Raw genomic sequence first — 20081 nt, 5'->3', positions numbered from 1 at the left:
TTACGCTATTTCCAGGCGCTCACCCGACAGCGCGTTAGAGAAATACTTCAGCAGGACATCACGCGAAGTCCTGTTCGGCCCCAAGGATATTTCCGGGTCGTTTCCATGGCGGTAAGAAAAATGACCGCGCGAGAGGTGGGAAATGCAGAACTGGTCGGACGTCCCGTCCGAAGGCGAATCCGGGCTGTCACCACGCGTCGAAAGGTCCGTACCAGTATAAAAACCCGGGTCCGAACCGCATACTGATTTGACACAGCTGCCAGCCCGTCCCGGGAGCTTTGGTACTAAAAAATGATGCTTCCTATGTACAACTTCGGCCAGCTAGTATCCTGCCAACCCGAGAGAACAGTTCTCACAGACCACTCACTGTCTTGCCCCCGGTTTGCCCAGACGGCCTTGACCGCCCTAGCCTGGATCGCAGTTGGCTAATACCCAAGGCTGCTACCAGAAATCCCGGAGGTAAGCTCTGTCCCCCTGTTAAGCATTATTAACCAAAGCCGAGCGTCCGACTGTGAACGGGATCACATGTTTTCGATTTTGTATTCACCGGCCCGGTTTGGGACAATTTTATTGCGCAATCCGACACTACAACAGTCGCGAAGATCTCCCGGCCTGTGCATGGGTCGAACAGCTCGCAAGGGATCAATGACCGGGCGTGTTCTTGACGATATCCGCAGGTGACGTGATCTGAATGACGCCTTTGCGCATCGAGATCTTTCCCTGGTCCTGCAAGAGCTTCAACTGCTTGTTGATCGCCTCGCGCGTGACGCCCAGCATCTCGGCCAACGCGCTCTGGGAGAATTTCCGGCCCAGGTCCAGCACCTCTTCTTCGAGCGTGCCGTGTTTCAACCCGAGCTCCGCAAGCTTCTGAAGCAGCCGTTGCGACAGGTTGTCGAAGGCGAATTTCTGAAGCGTCTCGTTCGACTCCCGAAGCCGCTGCGACAGAAACCCGATCAGATGCGCCGCAAGCGCAGGTTCTTCGGCCAGCAGCGCGACCATGGTGCCCGTCTCAAGGTGAAGCAGGCTGGAATCCTCCATCGCGGTCACCGTGGCCGACCGGGGATCGGGGCTGACCAGGGTCATCTCGCCCAGGGGCGCACCCCGTTCCGGCACCGCGAGGGTCAGAACGTCGCCGTCCGCATTGACGATGCTGACCCGGACCATCCCGGTGCAGTGCACGTAAAGACCGTCTGAGGGATCGCCCTCGTGAAACAGGACTTTTCCACGCGGAAGGAACACGCCCTGTGCCCGCGCCGCAATACGTTCGACCACGTCTTTCCCGAGGTTCGAGAACAGCGGGCAGGCACACAGGTACTTCTGCTTCTGCTTGTCCGCGATCTTCATTGCATGCTCCGCAAACACGTGCCTGTTCCAACCGGCAAAGCCAACTACAGCAGACCGATCGCAAGTATCGCCACATAGGTCAGCTGATGTGCCGCCTGATCCAGCCCGACCAGCCTCCAGAACCCGGCCTCGCCAAGATCGGCCTTTGCTTTCTGAAGGTTGGCCTTTTTCCAGTCGATCACGTGATGCACGAAAACCTCGGCCAATGCCAGCCCGACGATCAGACCGGGCCCGCCCAGACCCGCAAGCACCATAACCGGCAAGCTCAGCAGACCGTGAAGCCCTGCATGCGCTAACCCGGCCGGGTGCAGGAACTCCCCCTTGTTTGCGAGCATGTCACCCGTCTGCCATCGGAAGTCCGCGAAATAATGTTTGACCTGTATCAGGATGAGAAAGATCAGGATCCCGCTCTCGGTCACTCTGCCGCTGCCTTCTGTCGTGTCAGGGCCTTGTTGGCGGCAACCAGCTTGCTGCGGGTGTCAAGGTTCATCCCGCTTTCCAGCCCGCGCCGGAATTCGACATCCGTCGCCGCCAGCTCCGCCAGGGCCTCGGACGATATCATGAAAATGCGGCTTGGCTCTGCCGTGCGCACGGTCGCGGATGCGGGCCCCTTCTGCATGACGTTCAATTCGCCGACCAGCCCGGAAACGACCCTGCCGATCCGTTCCGACGACGAAAATACGTCGGCCGAGCCGCGGGCCAGGAAGGTCAGATGCGTGACCGGCTCGTGTTCCTGCGTGATCCTGATGCCCGGTTCGGCATCGAGCCAGATACCGTGGTCAAGAAACCTGCGGGCCGTTGTCTTGGAGAACTCCGGAAAGACCTTGGCGACAAAGGCGCTTTCCTCCTCGTTCAATCGGGCCATGCGATCCAGCAGCACCATGCGGACAAGGCCGACGACGCTGATCAGGATCCAGAGGATTGGAACAATCGCCACGGACAAACTGAACGCGACCGTCAAACCGACAAGAACGAAGGACGCCGCGAGGAAATTCAGGAGCACGTAAGCATAGCCGTTCCCGCGGATCGCCCCGGTCTGCAGCAAGGCATACGCCCCGAGATACAGCGCGACACCAAGATATCCGATCCAGTGATAGACGTCTTCGGGAATACCGTTCAGCATCCATTGGCTCCATTCGGTGGGCTCCGGCCTTCGTCGGTTATACCACTTTTTCGAAATCTGGAGAATGATGCGGGCAAGGCATCGTTCATCATCGGCCACATTGACCGGCGACGGGCGATGGACCACTCTCGCAAGCGGGGATGTGTCATCGCCGCATTTGATAACCGATTTCTGTCGAAGCCGCTGAAAGCAAAGTCATTCGCATGTCGTCCAGGAAAGAATACCTGCTTGATACGCATCGCCTGTGCGATCCGGCCGAAACGCTGGAGCGCATCAGGCCGCATCTTTCCCGCATGGGCATCACCCGCATCGCCAACCTGACTGGCCTGGACCGTATCGGCTTGCCGACGGTCATGGTGACGCGGCCGAATTCCCGCTCGGTCGCGGTTTCGCTGGGCAAAGGGCTGTCGCTGGAGGCAGCGCGGGTTTCAGGCGTCATGGAGGCTGTCGAGACCTGGCACGCCGAAAGGATCGTACGACCGATCCGCCGCGAATCCTTCGCCGGGTTGCAGGCCGAGGTGGCTGTCGCGGACGTCATGCGCCTGCCGGACGTCACGGGCGCCAGGTTCGACCCGCATCGCCGGATCCTGTGGGTCGAAGGGCGGGATCTGGGTCAGGACGCCGCCTGCTGGGTACCGCTGGAAATGGTCGACACCGACTATACCCAGCCACCCGATGGCGGGCACGGGACGTTTCCGCGCACCACGAACGGCCTTGCCTCCGGCAACGTCGCGACCGAGGCGACCTGTCACGCGATCTGCGAACTGATCGAGCGGGACGCGACAACGCTTTGGCATCACGGGGCCGGCGATACGCGGGTCGACCCCGTATCGGTCGACGACCCCCGGTGCCGCGACGCGCTCAATCGAGTGGTCGGGGCCGGCTTGGACATCGGTCTGTGGGAGACAACGTCGGATATCGGCGTTCCCGCCTTTCGCTGCATGATCTGCGAGGCAAGCGACATCCAAGGCCATATCGGGATCGGAGACGGCTGCCACCCGGACCGCGCCATCGCCCTTCTGCGCGCGGTGACCGAGGCGGCGCAGACCCGCCTGACCTACATTTCCGGCGCACGCGACGATCTTGACCCTGCGGAATTCACGACCCAAGCCGTGGCGGCGAGGGGGCGCTACGTGCGCCACCTGATCGCCGGCGCGAGGCCGGTGCGCCGTTTCACTGACGCCCCGAACGCGACGACGGAAACCTTCGAGGATGACCTGGCCTGGGTGCTGCAGCGCCTGTCTTCCGCTGGCATGGACCAGGTCGTGACGGTCGACCTGTCGCGCCCGGACATCGGGATTTCCGTGATCCGCGCAGTCATTCCGGGGCTCGAGGCACCGCATGACGACCCGGATTTCGTCGCCGGCCCAAGGGCACGGGCATTGCAGGCAGGTGCCGAATGAAGCCGGTGATCTTTGCAGGCCCGACCATCGCCGCCCAGGATATTCGGACCGTGCTCGATGCCGAGGTTCTGCCGCCCGTGGCCCAGGGCGACGTCTATCGCGCGGCGCGCCGGCGCCCACCGGCCATCGGTATCGTCGACGGCTATTTCGAAGGGGTGCCGTCGGTCTGGCACAAGGAAATCCTCTGGGCCTTGGAGCAAGGCATTCCGGTCTTCGGAAGCGCCAGCATGGGCGCCCTGCGGGCCGCCGAACTGCACGACTTCGGCATGATCGGCGTCGGTGCGATATTCGAGGCGTATCTCGCCGGCGAGATTGCCGACGATGACGAAGTCGCGGTGCTGCACGGTCCGGCAGAGCTTGGGTTCGTGGCGCTGAGCGAGCCCATGGTGTCCGTCCGCGCCACGGCGAAACGCGCCATCTCCGCGCAGGTCCTGACGCCCGACGCGGCCGCGTTACTGACCGAAACGGCGAAATCGCTCCACTACAAGACCCGCACCTGGGACGAAATATCGGCGCGGCTTCTGCATGAGCCGGGCCTTGCAGCTTTCTTCGCATGGCTTCCCGGTGGAAAGGTCGACGCCAAAGGCGACGATGCCCGATCCATGCTCGACCGCATGGCCGCATTCCTGGAAAGCGACGCCCGAAGCGACGAGATAAAGGCGCACAGGGTCGAGCGCACGCTGGTCTGGCAGGGTCTCGTCCGGCGTATCGAGGCCGAAGGCGAAACCGGAACCGCCGCTCCCAGTGCCGTACTGGACGAACTGCGACTGGACCCCGAAAGATACGAAGCCACACGTGACCGGGCCATCTTCCGCAGCCTTGCCCTGGACGACGCCGCAGGTCGCGGTGCGCAGGCGGACCGCGACACCCTGCGCGCGGTGATGGACAGCCACCGGCGCCGGAACACCCTGTCCCGTCGTGACGCCCTGCTCACCTGGCTCGACGCGAACGACCTTGACGGGCAAAGCTACGAGACCCTGCTGACGGAGGCCGCCCTAATCGAAGACACACGCGCCGCACGGTCGCCGGGGCTCGACGCGCATATCCTGTCCGAGCTGCGCTGGACGGGCGCCTATGCCAAGCTGAAGCACCGGGCCGAGGCAAAGGCCCGGACCATCGCCGAAGAGTCCGGCCCGCAGGCATCGCCGGACCGGCTGCGCCTGCTGGTCTGGTTCTTCGAAACCCGTCTCGGCCGCGCGGTGCCTGACGATCCGGATGCGTTCGCCCGATCGCTCGGGCTGGAAGGCCGCGACGAACTTATCGCGCTCATCGCACGCGAGTTCCGGTATAACCGCGATGAAGGTGACACGCAGAGCGCCGGCAGCCGGGGCTGACCTGCGCCCATGGAACACGCGCCAGGACGAAACGGAGGATCTGATGCAGTTTCCGGATTACGCCGCAGAGGATGAAGCACCGGGCACGCGCTTTCTTCTGTTTCCGCAATCCCCGTTCGGTGAGGCCGCGGCAGAACTGGAACTGGTCGAAATCTCGGCCCCGCCCGGCACGATCGGTCCGGGCCCGTCCGGGCCGCGCATGTACGTGGTCGACCCCATCGGCAAGACCATACCTTACGGCGCCATCGTTCCCGGGCCCTTCGGGCCGGGCATGTACCTGCCGCCCTGGCACGGACAGCGCAATGCGCCGGCCGTCCCGGACGAATACGGCAACTTCCTCCACATCGCGCCCGGCGACCCGGAATTCGAGGCGGCGCATCTGTTCGGCTCGGCGCATTTCACGATGGATGTCTGGGAAGGCTACTTCGGACGCCGGATCCCGTGGCATTTCGAGTCCGACTACGACAAGCTGGAACTGTCGCTGCTGCCCGGCCTCGACAATGCGCATATCGGTTGGGGCTTTCTTGAAACCGGCGGCACCACGGAGCACGAGGGCGAATACAGGCCCTACAGCCTGAATTTCGATGTCGTCGCCCATGAAATCGGGCACGCGCTGATCTACAGCGTCATCGGCCTGCCCACTGACGACAACGCATCGGGCGAATATTACGGCTTCCACGAATCCGCCGCCGACATGGTAGCACTTCTGGCGTCGCTGCATTTCGGATCGGTGGTCGAGGCGCTGCTCGACGAAACGCGGGGCAACCTCTACACCTACAATCGCCTCAACCGGTTCGCCGAAACGGCACAGACGGCCCAGATCCGCATGGCGGCCAATGACAAACTCTTGTCCGATTTCGCGCGCGGCTGGACAAGCGAACACGCATTGTCAGAGCCGCTTACCGGCGCTTTGTTCGATATCCTGATCGACGTCTTCCACGAACGCTTGCTGGACCACGGCCTGATTACGCCCGAGATCGAAGACCTGTCCGATCAGCTCGAAGGCACGCCCGACTACAGCAACGTGATGCAGGCCGTATTCGACGATCGCTACGCGCGAGATCCCGAAGGCTTTCGCATCGCACTCCTGGAAGCGCGGGACCTGATGGGCTCTTATCTTGCGGACGCGTGGGATATGCTGGACGCGGACGGGCTGAGCTATTCGCATGTCGAGGAGGCGCTGCTGGCCGTCGATCGCGATATCTCCGGCGGGGCGTACAAAAAGATCATCGAAGGCAATTTCCGCGTGCGCGACATCGGTCTGGCGCGGGTGGGGCCTCGACTTGCCAATCCCGATGACGACAGCCACGCAGTGTCGGTCCGAACGCGTGTGCCGCACCCGTAGCGGCACAAATACCTTTGGCGATCCTCCGAGTTTGTGGCATCGTGACTGAAATGCATTTTAAAAGAGGACATCATGTCGGAGTCATTGTTGAGCTTTTCAGAAGTGCTGTTGTTCGGTCGAATTCTCGATGATCTTGTCTACAAGCGCAGCCCGTCCAGGAGCCTTGGCGGCAACAAGCATCTCGACGAACAGTTCGCCCTGGCCGACGACAAGGAAAGCGAGCAGTCGCCCGCTTTCGCCAAGATCTACGGCTTCGCCCACGAAGGCACGTATTTCGATCTGCCGGAACCAGTGATCTTTCTCGTTCACGGCAAGGGTCAAAGCGCCACCAACGGTGACCTGCCCGGAAACCTGGGGGCACGCGCACCCAGCGACCCCTCGAAAAGCGGTGTCGCCGCCGCCGACTTCCAGATCGCGAACGACATCCGGGTCTGGAGCTATGACAAGGCCGATCAGACCATGCGCATGGACGTCTCGACCGGCATGTTCGAGCAGATCCTGCTGGAAGCCTACTTTGCCGGTGACGGCGCCGGCGTGAGCGGCGCGAAGGTCAGTGGGGCCAAGGTAAGCGGTGCCAAGGTCAGCGGGGCAAAAGTGAGCGGCGCCAAGGTCAGCGGCGCCAAGGCGCGCGGATCCGGCGACTGAACCGGGCTCAGCGTCGCGGTTGATAGCGGGTCGTGCTCCGTTTGCAATCAGGTGCAAGGTAATGCGGGCTTTTCAGAACCCGGCCTTCTTCAGGCCTTCCAGGAAATGCTGCGTGTCCTCTTCCAGGCGGTCGGGAATGATCTGTTCCCACCGCTTGATCGAAAAGTTCGGATGCACGGTGCGGTGCTTCTCCGCGATCTTGCGCGCCAGCTCGATCTGGCCCAGCTGCGCATAACTCGCCGCCAGCATCCGCTGCCCCTCCGTCGGGTTGTTCATCTTGCTGACGGTTTCGATCACCGCGTCATATTGCTTGAGGTTGTAATAAGCCCCGCCAAGGTGCCACAGATACTGGTCCGGGAAGAACGGGTTCAGCCGCATGGCCCGTTGCAGGTGCTGGATCGCCGCCTCGTTCTGGCCGGAATGCGCCAGGGCATCCGCGTAATCCGACAAAAGGTCTGCATCGTTCGGATTAAGCTTGAGCGCACGATCATACGCTCCCAGCGCCGCATCGTGTTCCTTTCGGTAAAGGTGCACGAAACCGAGCTCTCCGAAGGCACGGGCGTCCGTCGGGTCTTGGTCGGCGGCGCGACGGGCATAGGATAGAGCGGTGTCGAGCGCCTCGTCGCCGTCCGCGTTCCAGGAATAGCGCCAGTCGATGTTCAGGGTCCGCGACAAGGCCGCCGAGGCACGGGCATATTTCCCGTCCAGTGACAGGGCCTGTTCGTACAGCATCCGCGCGTGCTCGTTGTCCTGCCGCGTGTATTTGAAGATCAACTGCTGTGCCCGCAGCACAAATCCATAGGCCGCAAGATCGGAGGGGATCGACGCACTGAACCGGCGACGTTCCTCTGCCTCGACCAGAACCGCCGCCGCTCCGACAATCGACGACGTCATTTCGTCCTGGATCTCGAAGATGTCCTCGTGATCGCGTTCATAGCTTTCGCCCCAGATCGTCCGGGATGAATCGGTATCTATCAGTTCGACCTTGATCCGCAGCTTCGTCTTCGCGCGCTGGACGCTGCCGCGCACGACATAGCGCACCCCCAGCTTCGCCGCTGCCTGGCTCGGGGGCAGGTCCTGCGTCCTGAACGCAAAGCTCGTGTTCCGATTGATGACGAACAGGTTCTTGAACTTGGACAGCGCCAGAATGATGTCCTCGGTCAGCCCTTCCGCAAACCAACTCTCGGAGTCCTCGCCGCCGCGAATATCGAAGGGAAGAACGGCAATCGAGGGCGTGTCTGGCCGGCTATACTGCATCGACGGCGACGACGGCCGAACCGTGGCTGCCATGGTCGCACCCTCGACTTCGGTGCGGATGCAGAAGATGGGGATCGGCTGCTCGATATTCTTGAGCATCTGCGGGCCAAGAAACTCGTAGCCCAGGCGCAGCTTGTCGCGCACCTGCTCGTACACGCTGGAACTGACGAAGACACGACCGGGGTCTGCGATCTCCTGCAGACGGGCCGCGATGTTCACGATGTCGCCATGAATGCCGCGGTCGTCGAGCAGGAATTCACCAAGGTGGATCCCGACCCGAAAGCTGATCTTTTTGGCCAGGGGCACGGCGGCATTGCTGCGCTCGGTGATGCGTTGCAGTTCGACGCCGAACAGCACCGCATCCGTCGCCGTGTCGAACCGGGCGAGGATACCGTCGCCCTTGACGTCGACGAACATCCCGCCGTGCTCGACACACGCCGCCTCGAGCTGTTCCAGAAGGGCGCGCAGGGCCTTGTAGGTGTCGATCTCGTTCCGCCCCATGAGCCGGGAATACCCGACGACATCGGCAAACAGGACAGCCCCGAGCCGCTGTCTGAAAGTAGGTTCCTGCGGGGTCAACTATCCTGCTTCCATTCAGAGCGCTGCGGACCTCTGCGGTGGCCATTTCGATCCCGACGTCGTCCCGTCACCAAACGCGATCACCGTTTCTTCTCCAAGTTCATGTGCGAGCGCGTCCCGCCGCGCGTTCCAGTGCTCCGCCAAAAGACCGACGACGATCATGTCGTGGAACTTCCCGTCGGAAAACCAGGCCTGCCGCATCGTGCCCTCGACTTCAAAGCCGGCCTGGCTGGTCAGGTCGCGGCTGCCCGCATTGTCCTTGCGGTAATAGGATGTCACCCGGTTCAGCCCGAGCTGCCGAAATCCGAAATCCAGCACCAGCGCAGTTGCTCGAATGCCCAGTCCCTGTCGCCGGATCGCGCGGTCGACGAAAAGCGCAATGACCGCGTCGCGGTTGACATGCGAAATCTGTTCCAGGCCGACGATTCCCGCAACGCCGGCGGCCTCGGACGTGATCGTGAACCAGCACTTGTCGTCCTGGTCCTGGGGCGTGTCAGTCATGTTCCACAGTTTCTCACAAGTCGCCATATCGTAGGGGACGCGCGAATTGCGATCAAACAGCGCCAGATCCCCCACGTCCTGAAACCACTGTGTAATCGCAGTCAGGTCCGGCTTTTCCAATGGTCTAAGAGAGTATGAATTCGAAGTATTGTCAGGCATGTGTCAAAACCATTCAATAAAGGTTGAGTAAGTCAGCGTAGCACAAAATCCGTGCAATCAAACGACTGCGTTGCCAAACACCATCGCGGTTTCCTGGGGCTTCGGCGCCCGGCCCGCGACCGAATCAGCAAGCCACAGCTCGTTACCGAACGCGGAACAGTTTGCCAGACGGGGCGGGCCTGCCACCTTCCCGGGATGCGAAATCTCGGACCGTGCCAAAACCGCCAATTGTAAGGGATGTAACCCCGGGGACGTCCGAGCACCACTCACGGATGCACATCTGGCCTCACGTTCGCGACCTCCGGAACGTCTCGGGACGACGAGACGCCGTGGACATGGCCCCGGCGGATCGGGCCGGCCGCTGCCGGCCTCGATCCATTGGACGGAGGGACTCTCCCGTCGTCTTCGGTCAGGCTCTGCGCCGCCGACGCGAGATGGCCGACAGGATCGGCAGGAGGATCAGCCCGAGCGTGGCAAGTGCGATCACGGCACAGATCGGTCGCGTCACCAGCTCCGTGACATCGCCGCGACTGATCAGAAGCGCGCGGCGCACGTTCTGTTCCGCCATGGGGCCGAGGATCAGGCCAAGGACGATCGGCGCGAGCGGGACATTGACCTTCTCGAACACATAGCCCGCAAGACCGGCGGCGAACATGATCCACAAGTCCACGACCCGGCCGTTGATGACATAGACGCCGACGGCCATCAGCACGAGGATCGTGGGAACCAGCAGCACACCCGGCAGACGCTGGACCTGGGCAAAGACCTTGGTTGCCGCCGCGCCACCCACGGCGAGGATCAAGAGCGACGTCAGCAGCATCTGCACCATGAACCCGCCGACAAGGCTCGGGTTCTGGTGGAACAACTGCGGTCCGGGCTGCAGCCCGTGGATCAAAAGCGCGCCCAGCACCAGCGCGGCGACCACGTTGCCCGGAATGCCAAGCGTCAGAGCCGGGATCATCGAAGCCGCGTTGTCGGCATTGTTGCCGCATTCCGCCGCCGCCACGCCGGCGGGATTGCCCTTGCCAAAGCTGTCGGGGTCGTCGCTCGCGCTCTTGGCCGCATTGTAGCTCAGGAAAGCCGCGATGTTGCCGCCGGCGCCGGGCAGGATGCCCACACCGATGCCGATCAGCGACGAACGGATCCAGGTCGGCACGAAGCCGCGGATCTCGGACCAGGGCACCTTTGCCGGTTCAAGTTTCAACTGCGCGGCCGACAGCCCCTTGAGGTCCGCCGACTCGGCCAGCGCGATGACCGGCGGCAGGGCGTAAAGACCGACGAGGATCACGATCAGGTCCAGGCCGCTCAGCAGCCAGACCTGGTCGAACGTAAAGCGCGCCGCGCCGGACAACTGATCGAGGCCGACCGTTCCAAGCAGCAGGCCCAGAGTCGCTGCCATCAGGCCCTTGGCCGCATCGGACCCCACCAGCACACCGATGGAGGCCATGCCGAACATCGCGATCCAGAAATACTCCGCCGGTCCGAAGGCCAGCGTGGCCCGCGCCAGGATCGGGCCGATCGTCATCAGCGCGATGGCCGATGCGGTGCCGCCCAGGGCCGAGGACCAGCAGGCGATCTTGAGCGCACGGGCCGCCTCGCCCCTCTGCGCCATCGGATAGCCGTCGAACGTGGTCGCGATGGCCGCCGGCGTGCCGGGAATGCGCAGCAGGATTGCCGGAATCGCGCCGCCATACATCGACCCGTTGTAGATGCCCGCGACCATGCCAAGCGCGACAAGCGGTTCCATCGAATAGGTCAGCGGCAGCAGAAGCGCGATGGCCATCACCGGGTTGAGGCCCGGCAACGCGCCGATGAACACGCCCAATATGGATGCGCCGAGCATCGCCGCCACCGGCCCGAGCGCAAAGACGCCCGAAAGAACTTGGGTCACGATATCCATGAAATCGCCTCGGTCAGAAGGTTTGCCAGAACTCTGTCGGCAGCGGCTTTTCGAGAACAATCGAGAAGACGGCCCACACGATGCCGATGAAGACGGCGGTCGCCAACGCCAGGAGGACGGGCTGCCGGAAGCCCAGGGCGACCGGCAGGGCAAGGACGACAAGCGCCGAGGCGGTGTAGAAACCGAGGATCGGAACAAGCGCCAGATAGACAGCACCGATCGCAACGGTGATGAAAACGCGTCCGGTATGGTTGGTCAGCGGGCGCGGCTCGGCCCGCCCCCGGACCACGGCCCTGCCCGCGACCAGCAGGCCGAACCCGGACAGCACCAGGCCAAGCACCATGGGATAGGTGCCCGACGCACCGGTATACGCGGCGGCCTTGACCGCCGCGAAGATACCAAGGGCGGCAAAGACAGTGCCGAGAACGATATCCTGCCGCCGTTCCATCAGCCGCCCAGGCCCAGCTTTTCGGCGACCTTGGCAAGCGCGTCGTATTCGTTGCGCAGCCGCTCGGCGAGCGCGTCGCCGGTCACGACATTCGGGATCTCGCCTTTCGTCGCAAGGAACTCGACATAGGAAGGATCGTTCACGGTCTTCTCCAGCGCCGCGGACAGACGCTCCGCGATGGCCGGATCGAGGCCTGCAGGTGCCAGCACCATCCGCCACAAAAGCGTTTCCTCGTCGCCAAGCCCCAGCGATTCCAGGCCCGCGGCCTGCGGCAACGCGTCAACCGGAGCGGCCGAGGTCACGATCAGGCACTTGGCCTCGCCGGATTCGGTATAGGGCAGCACCGGCGAGATCGAACCGCCATAGATGTCGACGTGCCCGCCAAGAAAGTTCTGCAAGGTCTCCCCCGCCCCGCCAAAGGGAATGGCGACAGCCTCGATCTCCTTGGCCTGGAAGATGCGCTCGGCGGCCATCTGCATCGTGCCGCCGATGCCGTCGTTGCCATAGGTGTACTTGCCCGGATTGGCCGCAAGCTCGGCCAGGAATTCCTCGCCGGTCTCGGCCGGAAAGTCGGGGCCCACGCACATCGTGTAGGCGGTCTCGGAGGTCGACGCGATGGGGGTGAAGCTGTCGACATCATAGGCGACGCTCTGGACTTGCGGCACCGTGGTGATCGGGCTGTTCCAGGTCGCCAGCAGGGAATATCCGCTCGGCTTGTCCATCATGAACTGGGTCACGCCGACAGAACCGCCGCCGCCGGCCACGTTCAGGATCGCGATGGACTGGCCAAGCTCTGCCTCGAGCAGGGTGGCCAGCTTGCGCGCGCTCGTGTCGGTGCCCCCGCCGGCAGGGGCCGGGATCGTCACCTCGATGGCGCGTTCGGGGTATTCTGCAAAAGCTGCCACGGTGGACAGGGCCAGCGCACTGGCGCCGATAAGCAGGGTCTTCATGGGTTTCCTCCCTCTGGTGGTAAGTCTCAGCCGATACGGCTGCGATAGCGAAATCGGTCGGCCCGCCCGTAGGCGACCCGCCATTCCACGGCTTCGCCGGTCATGGCAAAGGCCGTGCGTTCGATGGTTGCGACAGCAGCGCCCTCGTCCAGCCCGAGACGCTGGGCGACGGCGTGATCTGCGGTGCCAAAGCTGACTTCATCCTCGGCCCGCGCCACGAAGACGCCGAAACGCTCGAAATAGACCGGGTAGAGCAACGGACCGATCTCGTCCGCCGGTATCGTCGCGAATCCGGGAAAGCGGGACTGCGGAATGTATATCTCTTCGAACAGCAGAGGCTGCTCGGACAGGCAGCGCAGGCGCTCGATGCGGATGACCTCGGTCGTCCCCAGCGCGGCGGCCACATGCTCGGTTGGCGTGACCTGCGCGCGAGAGATCAGGCGGCTGGTGGGAATGCTCTGTTCCGAGCCGTGCTCGCGCACCTGGAAGAACCGGAACAGCGTCGCATCGAAGGCAGGCTTGCGCAGGAACGTCCCGGCGCCCTGGCGCCGTTCAAGCAGTCCTTCATCGGCGAGTTGCTGCAAGGCCTTCCGCACGGTGCCGACCGAAAGCGCGTGTTCCGCCGCCAGGCGGTTGTCGGACGGCAGTGCCTCGTCCGGTTTCCACTCGCCCGCGGCAATCCGGCGAGCGATATCGTCGCGCAGACGCAGATAGGCCGGAAGCCGGTTGTCGCTGACGTTCAAAGCCTGGGCCATGTGTTCTCCTCCGAGGCCGGGTATACGCGTGTTGACCGCACCAGTCAACTAGTTCTATATATAAGTGTATAACTTGAGGATTGCCGGTGATAAATTTCGACTGTCACGCCCATGTCTACGAACACATCCATGCGGTGCCGGGCGCCCGGTATGTCCCGCACGCGCCCGCACCGCTCCACACATGGCTGCGGCTTCAATCCGATCATGGTCTGCGCGGCGGAGTCATTGTGCAGGTCAGCTTTCTGGGGACGGACAACTCCCAGCTCCTGAAGGCACTGTCGCAGCTCGATCAGGATCGGTTCGCCGGCATTGCATGCCTCGGCATGGGCGCGCCCGAGGCCGAGATCCGCGACCTCGCAATGGCGGGGGTGCGCGGCGTGCGCTGGAACCTTGTCGCCGGCGCGGCGCTGCCTGATCCCGGGGACAGACAGGTGCGCCGGTTCCTCGAACTTCTTCACGCGCACGAGATGCATGTCGAGGTACAGTTGGAAAGCGACCGATGGGCAGATTACCTGCCTGCCCTGGCCGACTCGCCCGTCGCCGTCGTCATCGACCACATGGGCCTGCCGATGTCTGAGGACGCGCAAGCCGAGCCCTGGCTCGATGCCTTGGAGGCCTGCCCGAACCGGGAACGCTTCTTCGTCAAGCTGAGCGCGCCCTACCGCGGCACGCGGGATACCCGCGCGCATCTCGACCGGCTGACCGGCCTTCTGCCCGCCGGTCGCTTCGTCTGGGGCAGCGACTGGCCGCACACACGGTTCGAGCACGCCGCCTCCTACGCCGGAGACCTGCAGGAGGTCGCGGCGCGTTTCGACGACACGCAAGCCGCCCGGTCCCTCTACGGCCTTAGGATCTGAAGCGAGGCCGGAGCCTCGCCCCCGTCGCCGCCGTCCAACACCTTGGCGCGGTCTGTCGAAAGATCGGACCTCGAGGACGAAACCGCTCCAGGGTCCCGGCGCCAGAGCATTCCGTCCTGACCTGCCGACCGGCGCGCTTCAGCCGCGGCTGACGAACCCGTCCAGGTCACTCATCCCCACGACGTGGCAGTAGATCATGTTGATGATCTTCAGTTCCTCTTCGTGCAAGGCATCGGTGGCCGCCGCGCAGGCATCATGAACGACCAGCACCTCGAAGCTTTCGTCGGCCAGCGAGCGGACCGTCGAGCTGACGCATTGATCGGTGAAGATGCCTGACACGATCACGTGGCGGATGCCGATATTGTGCAGCATCAGCCGCAGGTTGGTCCCGGTGAGCGCGCTGTCGGTGGTCTTGGTGACCACGATCTCGTCGCCTTTCGGCGCGAGCGCATCGACGATCTGGCTGTCTTCGCGCCCCTTGGGCAAGAGCAGATAGTTGAACCCCGGTTTCTTCTGGCTGAGCGAGCGGTCGCGGCCGTCTTCCGTCTGGCAAGCGATCCGGGCGAACATCACTTCGATCCCTTCCGCACGCGCCCATTCGATCAGCCGCGCGTTGTTCGGAATGACGATATCGTTCATCCGGTCGAAAAAGGGCTGCCAGCGTCGGGCCTCGGTGTCGTCGGCCGGAGCTTCGAGATAGGTGTTCTGGATGTCGATCACCAGCAGCGCGGTGCTGGCCGGATCGAGCACGATGTCCTCGGGCTCTTCGGCGGTCTCGTAGTAAAAGCTGCGGAACGCGGTTTTCCAGTTGCTCATGTCGGCCCCTCTTGTCAACGGGGACTAAGCCCCGATCCTGTCCATGTAGGCTTGGCCCAGCCGCGCCGTCGTGGCCGCGAAACCCGGCGCCAGTTCCTGCGGCTCGGGCGCCTCGATATGGCTGCCGATCCATGCCAGCAGCGCCATGCGCCGCAGCATCACGAACGTGTCGATCTCGGCCTCTTCCTCGGCGCTCATCTCGCGGACGGAGCGATAGCCGCGCACCCAGGCCTCGCGCATGGCGGGAATGCGCGGGTCGTCTTCGATAAAGCTGATGGCGGCTGCGAAATCGTAAAGGAACCACCCCCAGCCGCAATCGTCGAAATCGATCAGGCGGGTGCCGTTGGCATCCACCAGCAGGTTGGCCAGGCGCATGTCGGCGTGAATCAGGTTGAAGCGGTCGGGCGCCTTGCCGAACGCATCGAGCCGGTCGCAGATTGTCTGCTCCACCTTCTCCAGCACCTGCGCGACTTCCGGCGTGACCTCAGGCGCGTCGCGCCAGTCGCCCCATGTCGCCTCGGGGCCGAACATCGCGTCGGAATCCCATGTCAGGCGCTCGAAGTCCTGCGGCTTGTCCCATCCCAGCACGTGGTCGTGACAGCGCGCGGCAATGGTGCCCAACTCCTCGAACCCGTCGGTCATGTCACCGCTTTCATCGGGCTCCGAGCCTTCGACGAAATGGAACAGGACCATGTAGCGGGCATCGGGCAGGCCATCGACCTTGCCGCTCTGGATCGGGTCGCCGTTCTTGCCGGTATAGTAGCCGGGCGTGGTGACCACCCCGTCGCGGTCGAGCGCTTCGAGCCAGGCAAGCTCGCACTCGATGGCGCGGTGCGAATGATAGTTCTCGCGGTGGATGCGCAGGACGGACCTGTAGCCGTCCGGCGCTTCCACCAGGTAGGTCCCGTTTTCCGATACGTTGATCAGCCGCGCCTTGGCCCCGTCGGGAACGTCCCACAGCGAGAGTGACTGCTGCGCGAGCCGGTCAAGATGGCGCAGCAATTCTTCCAGTGGCATATCCGATCCGGACATCGCGATCTCCCTTCCTGTCGTCTCTTTGGTCGTCAGATCTCTTCCATCGCCTCGAGCGATTCGGGCAGGATCTGGCCACCGTCGATAACGATTTGCTGGCCGGTGATGTACCCGGCCTCGTCCGACGCGAAAAAGAGCGCGGCATTGCCGATATCCTCGACATCTCCCAGGCGCTTGAGCGGGATCGACGCGGCCATGGTGTCAAGATAGTCCTGGCCAAGATCCTGCAGACCTTCGGTATAGATGTTGCCCGGCATCACGGCATTGATCGTGGTGTTGTAGCGCGACAATTCCATCGCCGCCGTCTTGATGAAGCCGAGTTGACCGGATTTCGAGGCCCCGTAATGCGCCCAGCCCGGAAAGCCCGTATGCGGTCCGGTGATGGACGAGGTGATCACGACGCGGCCCTTACCCGCCTTCTCGAAATGCGGAATCGCCGCTTTGACGCAGAGGAAGGACGAGCGCAGGTTCGTGGCCATCACCTGGTCCCATTCGGCGGGGTCCATGTCGATCATCTTGGTCTGCGGGAACGCGCCGGCATTGGCGCACAGCACATGCAGGCCGCCCTGCGCCTCGGCGGTGCTGTCCACCATGGCCTTGACCGAGTCCCAGTCGGCCACGTCGCACACTTCATAGCGGACATCGCCCTCGATCTCGCTTGCGGCCTTTTTCAGGTCATCCTCGTTGCGGGCGGCGATCGTCAGCTTGGCGCCTTGCCGCGCAAAGACCGTGGCGATCCCGCGGCCGATGCCCTTTGACCCGCCTGTGACAATGACGCTTTTGCCTTTGAGTGACGTAAGCATGAAATTTCCTCCGTGTTGGTGTGGTCTTGTGTTGGTTCAGTCCTGGGCCGTTCTGGCCTCTTTGTTTGCCCGCATCAGCCAGACCACCGCGATGGCGAACAGGATCAGCAGGAACGATCCGACCACGGACATGATGCCAAGCGTGGGTACGAGCGGCGAATAGCCCGACACCATCTTCGCATATAGCCATTCGGGAAGGGTCGAATCCGCGCCGGTGGTGAACAGCGACAAGGGAAAGTTGCCCCAGCTGAGAAGGAACGCGAACAGGCCAGCCGACACCAGTCCGGGCATCAGCAGCGGCAAAGTGATCTCGCGCAGGACGGTGAAGGTGCCTGCCCCCATGTCACGCGCCGCTTCCTCCAGCGCCGGGTCGAAGCTGTAGGCACGGATGGCGACGATCAGCGTGGCGATCGGCGTGATCCAGACCAGGTGGGCCACGACGGCCGTCTTCCAGGTGGGAATGATGCCAAGCGAGTTGAACCACATCAAAAGTGCAAGGCCCAGCACGGTCTGCGGAAAGAAGATCGGCAACAGGATCAGTTTCTGAAACGCGTTACGGAAGCGCCACTGATAGCGGGCAAAGGCCAGCGCGCCGAAGAATGCGAAGACCAGTGACACGATGGTGACCACGACCGCGACCGAAAGCGAGGTCAGCAGCAACTCGCTGACCGTGCTGCTTTCCAGTGCTTCGCCGTACCACTTGGTCGAGTAGCGCCGGATCGGAAAGGTGAGATAGCGCGCCTGCGACACGGAGGCGAAGCCCACCGAGACCAGGGGCAGGTACAAAAACGCGATCATCGCGATCCCGTAGATGAACAGGACGGTCCGGGTCAGACGACTGGCGTTCATCAGCGTTTCCTTCCCATGATGGCGTCAAGATCGACCTTGGAGACACCGAACAGCGCAAGCGTGCCGATAATTACGATCAGCACCATCGACAGGGCAGAGCCCAGCGGCCAGTTCTGGCCGAAGGTGAATGCGGTTTCGATGTCGTCGGCGATGGCGATGACGGCCTGCCCGCCGAGGATCTTGGATTCGGCCAGCGCACCCGCCGCCAGCACGAAGCTGAGCAGCGAGCCCACGACGATGCCGGGCGCGGCCAGGGGGATTTCGATCTGCCACAGAACCTGCCAGCGCGAGGCGCCCAGGTCATAGGCGGCCTGGCGGGTGTCGTCGGGCACCATCGCAATGCCCTGCGCCAGCGGGAACAGCATGAAGGGCAGGTAGACATAGACAAGACCGAAGACGATGATCGGCATCCCGTAAAGGGGGCTGTCGAACCCGACGCCGGTGAAGGCACGGAAATGTCCTTCGATCAGACCGCCTTTCATCAGGGTCAGGACCCAGCCGAAAAGCCGGATGTTCTCCGACACGAACAGGCTCATGACGATCGCGATGGTCAAGACCAGCGTGAAGCGCTTGAAGATCTTGGCCATGGCATAGGCCAGCGGCCAGCACACGACCAACAGGATCGCGGTCGACGCCAGCGCCATCCCCAGCGACCACAGGAGCGACTTGTAATAGCCCTGCTGGACGAACACCGCATAGGCCGAAAAGTCCGGCGTATTGGCAAGCGAAAAGACCTTGGCCGGCATGATCGAGAACAGCGCCACCACGAGCAGCGGCGCAAGGAACGCCAGCCCCAGCAGCACCACAACCGGCAGGGCCGAGAAAAGCCCGAGTTTTTGATCGAGGGTCTTCATGAGGCCTCGTCGATGAAATGCGTGTTTTCGACATTGAAACCGACGGTCAGCGTCTCGCCCTCGGACACGGTGCGCCGGTCCTCGCGAAGTTTTTCGACCGTGACCATGCCGGTCGGGGTCTCGATTTCGTACTGGATGCGCGATCCAAGCGCGTATTCCCCGTGCAGCGGGCCGGACAGGGTAAAGTCGAAGGTGTCGGCGGAGTCCGCAAAGCCCACATACTCGGGTCGCACCATGAGCAGGCCACGTGCCCCCTGCCCCCTCGGCTTCAGTTTCACTCCGGACCGGCTCGACAGAACATCGCTCGACACCGCCCCATCGGCGGCAATGGTCACGTCGAACAGGTTCACTTCGCCCATGAACTCGGCCACGAACCGGCTGACCGGCGCGCCGTAGATCTCGTCGGCCACCGAGATCTGTTCGATCCTGCCCTGTTTCATGATGGCGATCCGGTCCGACATCACCATCGCCTCCTCGAGGGAGTGGGTGATGTAGACAAAGGTCTTGCCGGTGCGGGCGTGCAGGTCCTTCAGCTCTTTTTCGAGCGTCTTGCGCAGGCGGTAATCGAGCGCCGAAAGCGGTTCGTCGAAGAACAAGATCTCGGGGTCGAAGGCCAGTGCGCGCGCCAGGGCGACGCGTTGCTTCTCGCCACCCGAACATTGCGAGACGCGCTTGTCGTAATAGCTTTGCGGCAGGCGCAGAAGGTCAAGCAACTCCAACGCCCTGGCCTTGCGGCGGTCCGGGGCTTCCTTGCGCAGTTTCAGCGGAAACTCGATGTTCTGGCCGACCGTCATGTGCGGAAACAGCGCCAGCGACTGGAACACCATGCAGGTCGGACGCTTGTTCGCGGGGGTGTCGTCGATGCGTTTGTCGCGCAACCGGATCTCGCCATCGGTCAGGTCGTCCATGCCCACGAGCAGGCGGATGAGCGTCGATTTCCCGCTGCCGGAGGGGCCGACGATCGTAAAGAACTCGCCCTCTTTGATGTCGAGATCGATCCGGTCGAGTGCGGTGAAGTTTCCGAAGGACTTCACGACTCCGCGCAGGCTCAGAAAAGGCGAGGAATTCATGCTCTACCCTTGAAAATAGGAAAATCAGAAGAGGCGGCCCCGACGCCCCAGGCGCCG

Annotated in this window: 20 protein-coding genes; 5 read left to right on the top strand and 15 right to left on the bottom strand. The window is 63.1% G+C overall.

All coding sequences use genetic code 11. From position 1 onward, the window contains the following. Positions 1 to 642: 642 nt before the first annotated feature. From ACQY4V_RS02325 to ACQY4V_RS02315, 3 genes are all read right to left on the bottom strand, one after another. Complete coding sequence (locus tag ACQY4V_RS02325; protein ID WP_428515329.1) at positions 643 to 1344, bottom strand: Crp/Fnr family transcriptional regulator; 702 nt, start codon at positions 1342 to 1344, stop codon at positions 643 to 645. A gap of 44 nt (positions 1345 to 1388) precedes the next feature. Next, a complete protein-coding gene (locus tag ACQY4V_RS02320; RefSeq protein ID WP_428515328.1) occupies positions 1389 to 1679 on the bottom strand; it encodes a DUF3307 domain-containing protein in 291 nt (96 codons plus the stop codon). Between the two features lie 80 nt (positions 1680 to 1759). Beyond that, positions 1760 to 2593, bottom strand: coding sequence for a cyclic nucleotide-binding domain-containing protein (locus ACQY4V_RS02315; RefSeq protein WP_428515327.1), 834 nt, complete (start codon positions 2591 to 2593; stop codon positions 1760 to 1762). A 77-nt stretch (positions 2594 to 2670) separates the two neighbouring features. Between ACQY4V_RS02315 and ACQY4V_RS02310 the strand changes: the two genes are divergently transcribed. The 4 genes from ACQY4V_RS02310 (at position 2671) to ACQY4V_RS02295 (ending at position 7194) form a co-directional block, all read left to right on the top strand. Next, entirely contained in the window at positions 2671 to 3870 is a 1200-nt protein-coding gene (locus ACQY4V_RS02310; protein ID WP_428515326.1) for a YcaO-like family protein, read from the top strand. Beyond that, positions 3867 to 5204, top strand: a complete 1338-nt coding sequence (locus tag ACQY4V_RS02305) for a TfuA-like protein (protein WP_428515325.1) — start codon at positions 3867 to 3869, stop codon at positions 5202 to 5204. The genes ACQY4V_RS02310 and ACQY4V_RS02305 overlap by 4 nt, the downstream gene beginning before the upstream one ends. Before the next feature lie 43 nt (positions 5205 to 5247). Beyond that, positions 5248 to 6549 (top strand): hypothetical protein, encoded by a 1302-nt coding sequence (locus tag ACQY4V_RS02300; protein WP_428515324.1) that lies wholly within the window; start codon positions 5248 to 5250, stop codon positions 6547 to 6549. A gap of 72 nt (positions 6550 to 6621) precedes the next feature. Further along, positions 6622 to 7194 (top strand): hypothetical protein, encoded by a 573-nt coding sequence (locus ACQY4V_RS02295; RefSeq protein WP_428515323.1) that lies wholly within the window; start codon positions 6622 to 6624, stop codon positions 7192 to 7194. 72 nt (positions 7195 to 7266) lie between these two features. On the opposite strand, the gene ACQY4V_RS02290 is transcribed toward ACQY4V_RS02295, so the two are convergent. From ACQY4V_RS02290 to ACQY4V_RS02265, 6 genes are all read right to left on the bottom strand, one after another. Further along, positions 7267 to 8952, bottom strand: coding sequence for a tetratricopeptide repeat protein (locus tag ACQY4V_RS02290; protein ID WP_428515322.1), 1686 nt, complete (start codon positions 8950 to 8952; stop codon positions 7267 to 7269). Positions 8953 to 9045: 93 nt separating this feature from the next. After that, a complete protein-coding gene (locus ACQY4V_RS02285; RefSeq protein WP_428515321.1) occupies positions 9046 to 9651 on the bottom strand; it encodes a GNAT family N-acetyltransferase in 606 nt (201 codons plus the stop codon). Positions 9652 to 10099: 448 nt separating this feature from the next. Next, entirely contained in the window at positions 10100 to 11590 is a 1491-nt protein-coding gene (locus ACQY4V_RS02280; protein ID WP_428515320.1) for a tripartite tricarboxylate transporter permease, read from the bottom strand. A 13-nt stretch (positions 11591 to 11603) separates the two neighbouring features. After that, positions 11604 to 12038: a tripartite tricarboxylate transporter TctB family protein gene (locus tag ACQY4V_RS02275; protein WP_428515319.1), complete on the bottom strand. Its 435-nt coding sequence runs from the start codon at positions 12036 to 12038 to the stop codon at positions 11604 to 11606. Beyond that, complete coding sequence (locus ACQY4V_RS02270) at positions 12038 to 12988, bottom strand: Bug family tripartite tricarboxylate transporter substrate binding protein (protein WP_428515318.1); 951 nt, start codon at positions 12986 to 12988, stop codon at positions 12038 to 12040. The genes ACQY4V_RS02275 and ACQY4V_RS02270 overlap by 1 nt, the downstream gene beginning before the upstream one ends. A 26-nt stretch (positions 12989 to 13014) precedes the next feature. Further along, complete coding sequence (locus ACQY4V_RS02265; protein WP_428515317.1) at positions 13015 to 13743, bottom strand: GntR family transcriptional regulator; 729 nt, start codon at positions 13741 to 13743, stop codon at positions 13015 to 13017. Between the two features lie 86 nt (positions 13744 to 13829). Between ACQY4V_RS02265 and ACQY4V_RS02260 the strand changes: the two genes are divergently transcribed. Beyond that, positions 13830 to 14600 (top strand): amidohydrolase family protein, encoded by a 771-nt coding sequence (locus ACQY4V_RS02260; protein ID WP_428515316.1) that lies wholly within the window; start codon positions 13830 to 13832, stop codon positions 14598 to 14600. A gap of 138 nt (positions 14601 to 14738) precedes the next feature. Here ACQY4V_RS02260 and ACQY4V_RS02255 read toward each other — a convergent pair whose 3' ends face one another. From ACQY4V_RS02255 to ACQY4V_RS02230, 6 genes are read right to left on the bottom strand one after another with little or no spacing between them, the layout of a single operon-like run. Beyond that, on the bottom strand, positions 14739 to 15416 hold the full coding sequence (locus tag ACQY4V_RS02255; protein ID WP_428515315.1) for a cysteine hydrolase family protein: 678 nt from the start codon (positions 15414 to 15416) through the stop codon (positions 14739 to 14741). Positions 15417 to 15440: 24 nt separating this feature from the next. Further along, positions 15441 to 16448 (bottom strand): phosphotransferase enzyme family protein, encoded by a 1008-nt coding sequence (locus tag ACQY4V_RS02250; RefSeq protein ID WP_428515314.1) that lies wholly within the window; start codon positions 16446 to 16448, stop codon positions 15441 to 15443. Between the two features lie 32 nt (positions 16449 to 16480). Further along, on the bottom strand, positions 16481 to 17251 hold the full coding sequence (gene fabG / locus ACQY4V_RS02245) for a 3-oxoacyl-ACP reductase FabG (protein ID WP_152491595.1): 771 nt from the start codon (positions 17249 to 17251) through the stop codon (positions 16481 to 16483). A 36-nt stretch (positions 17252 to 17287) separates the two neighbouring features. Next, the gene (locus ACQY4V_RS02240) at positions 17288 to 18100 is read right to left on the bottom strand and encodes an ABC transporter permease (protein WP_428515313.1); all 813 of its coding nucleotides are present in this window, start codon (positions 18098 to 18100) and stop codon (positions 17288 to 17290) included. Continuing rightward, positions 18100 to 18954 (bottom strand): ABC transporter permease, encoded by an 855-nt coding sequence (locus ACQY4V_RS02235; protein ID WP_428515312.1) that lies wholly within the window; start codon positions 18952 to 18954, stop codon positions 18100 to 18102. The genes ACQY4V_RS02240 and ACQY4V_RS02235 overlap by 1 nt, the downstream gene beginning before the upstream one ends. Continuing rightward, positions 18951 to 20024: an ABC transporter ATP-binding protein gene (locus ACQY4V_RS02230; RefSeq protein WP_428515311.1), complete on the bottom strand. Its 1074-nt coding sequence runs from the start codon at positions 20022 to 20024 to the stop codon at positions 18951 to 18953. Before ACQY4V_RS02230 ends, ACQY4V_RS02235 begins: the two co-directional genes overlap by 4 nt. Between the last annotated feature and the right edge of the window lie 57 nt (positions 20025 to 20081).

The sequence above is a fragment of the Roseovarius sp. genome (assembly GCF_965277045.1).
In the GTDB taxonomy this organism is placed as follows: Bacteria; Pseudomonadota; Alphaproteobacteria; order Rhodobacterales; family Rhodobacteraceae; genus Roseovarius.
The sequence above is the reverse complement of the archived record's forward strand: the minus strand, read 5'-3'. Positions and strand labels throughout refer to the sequence as shown.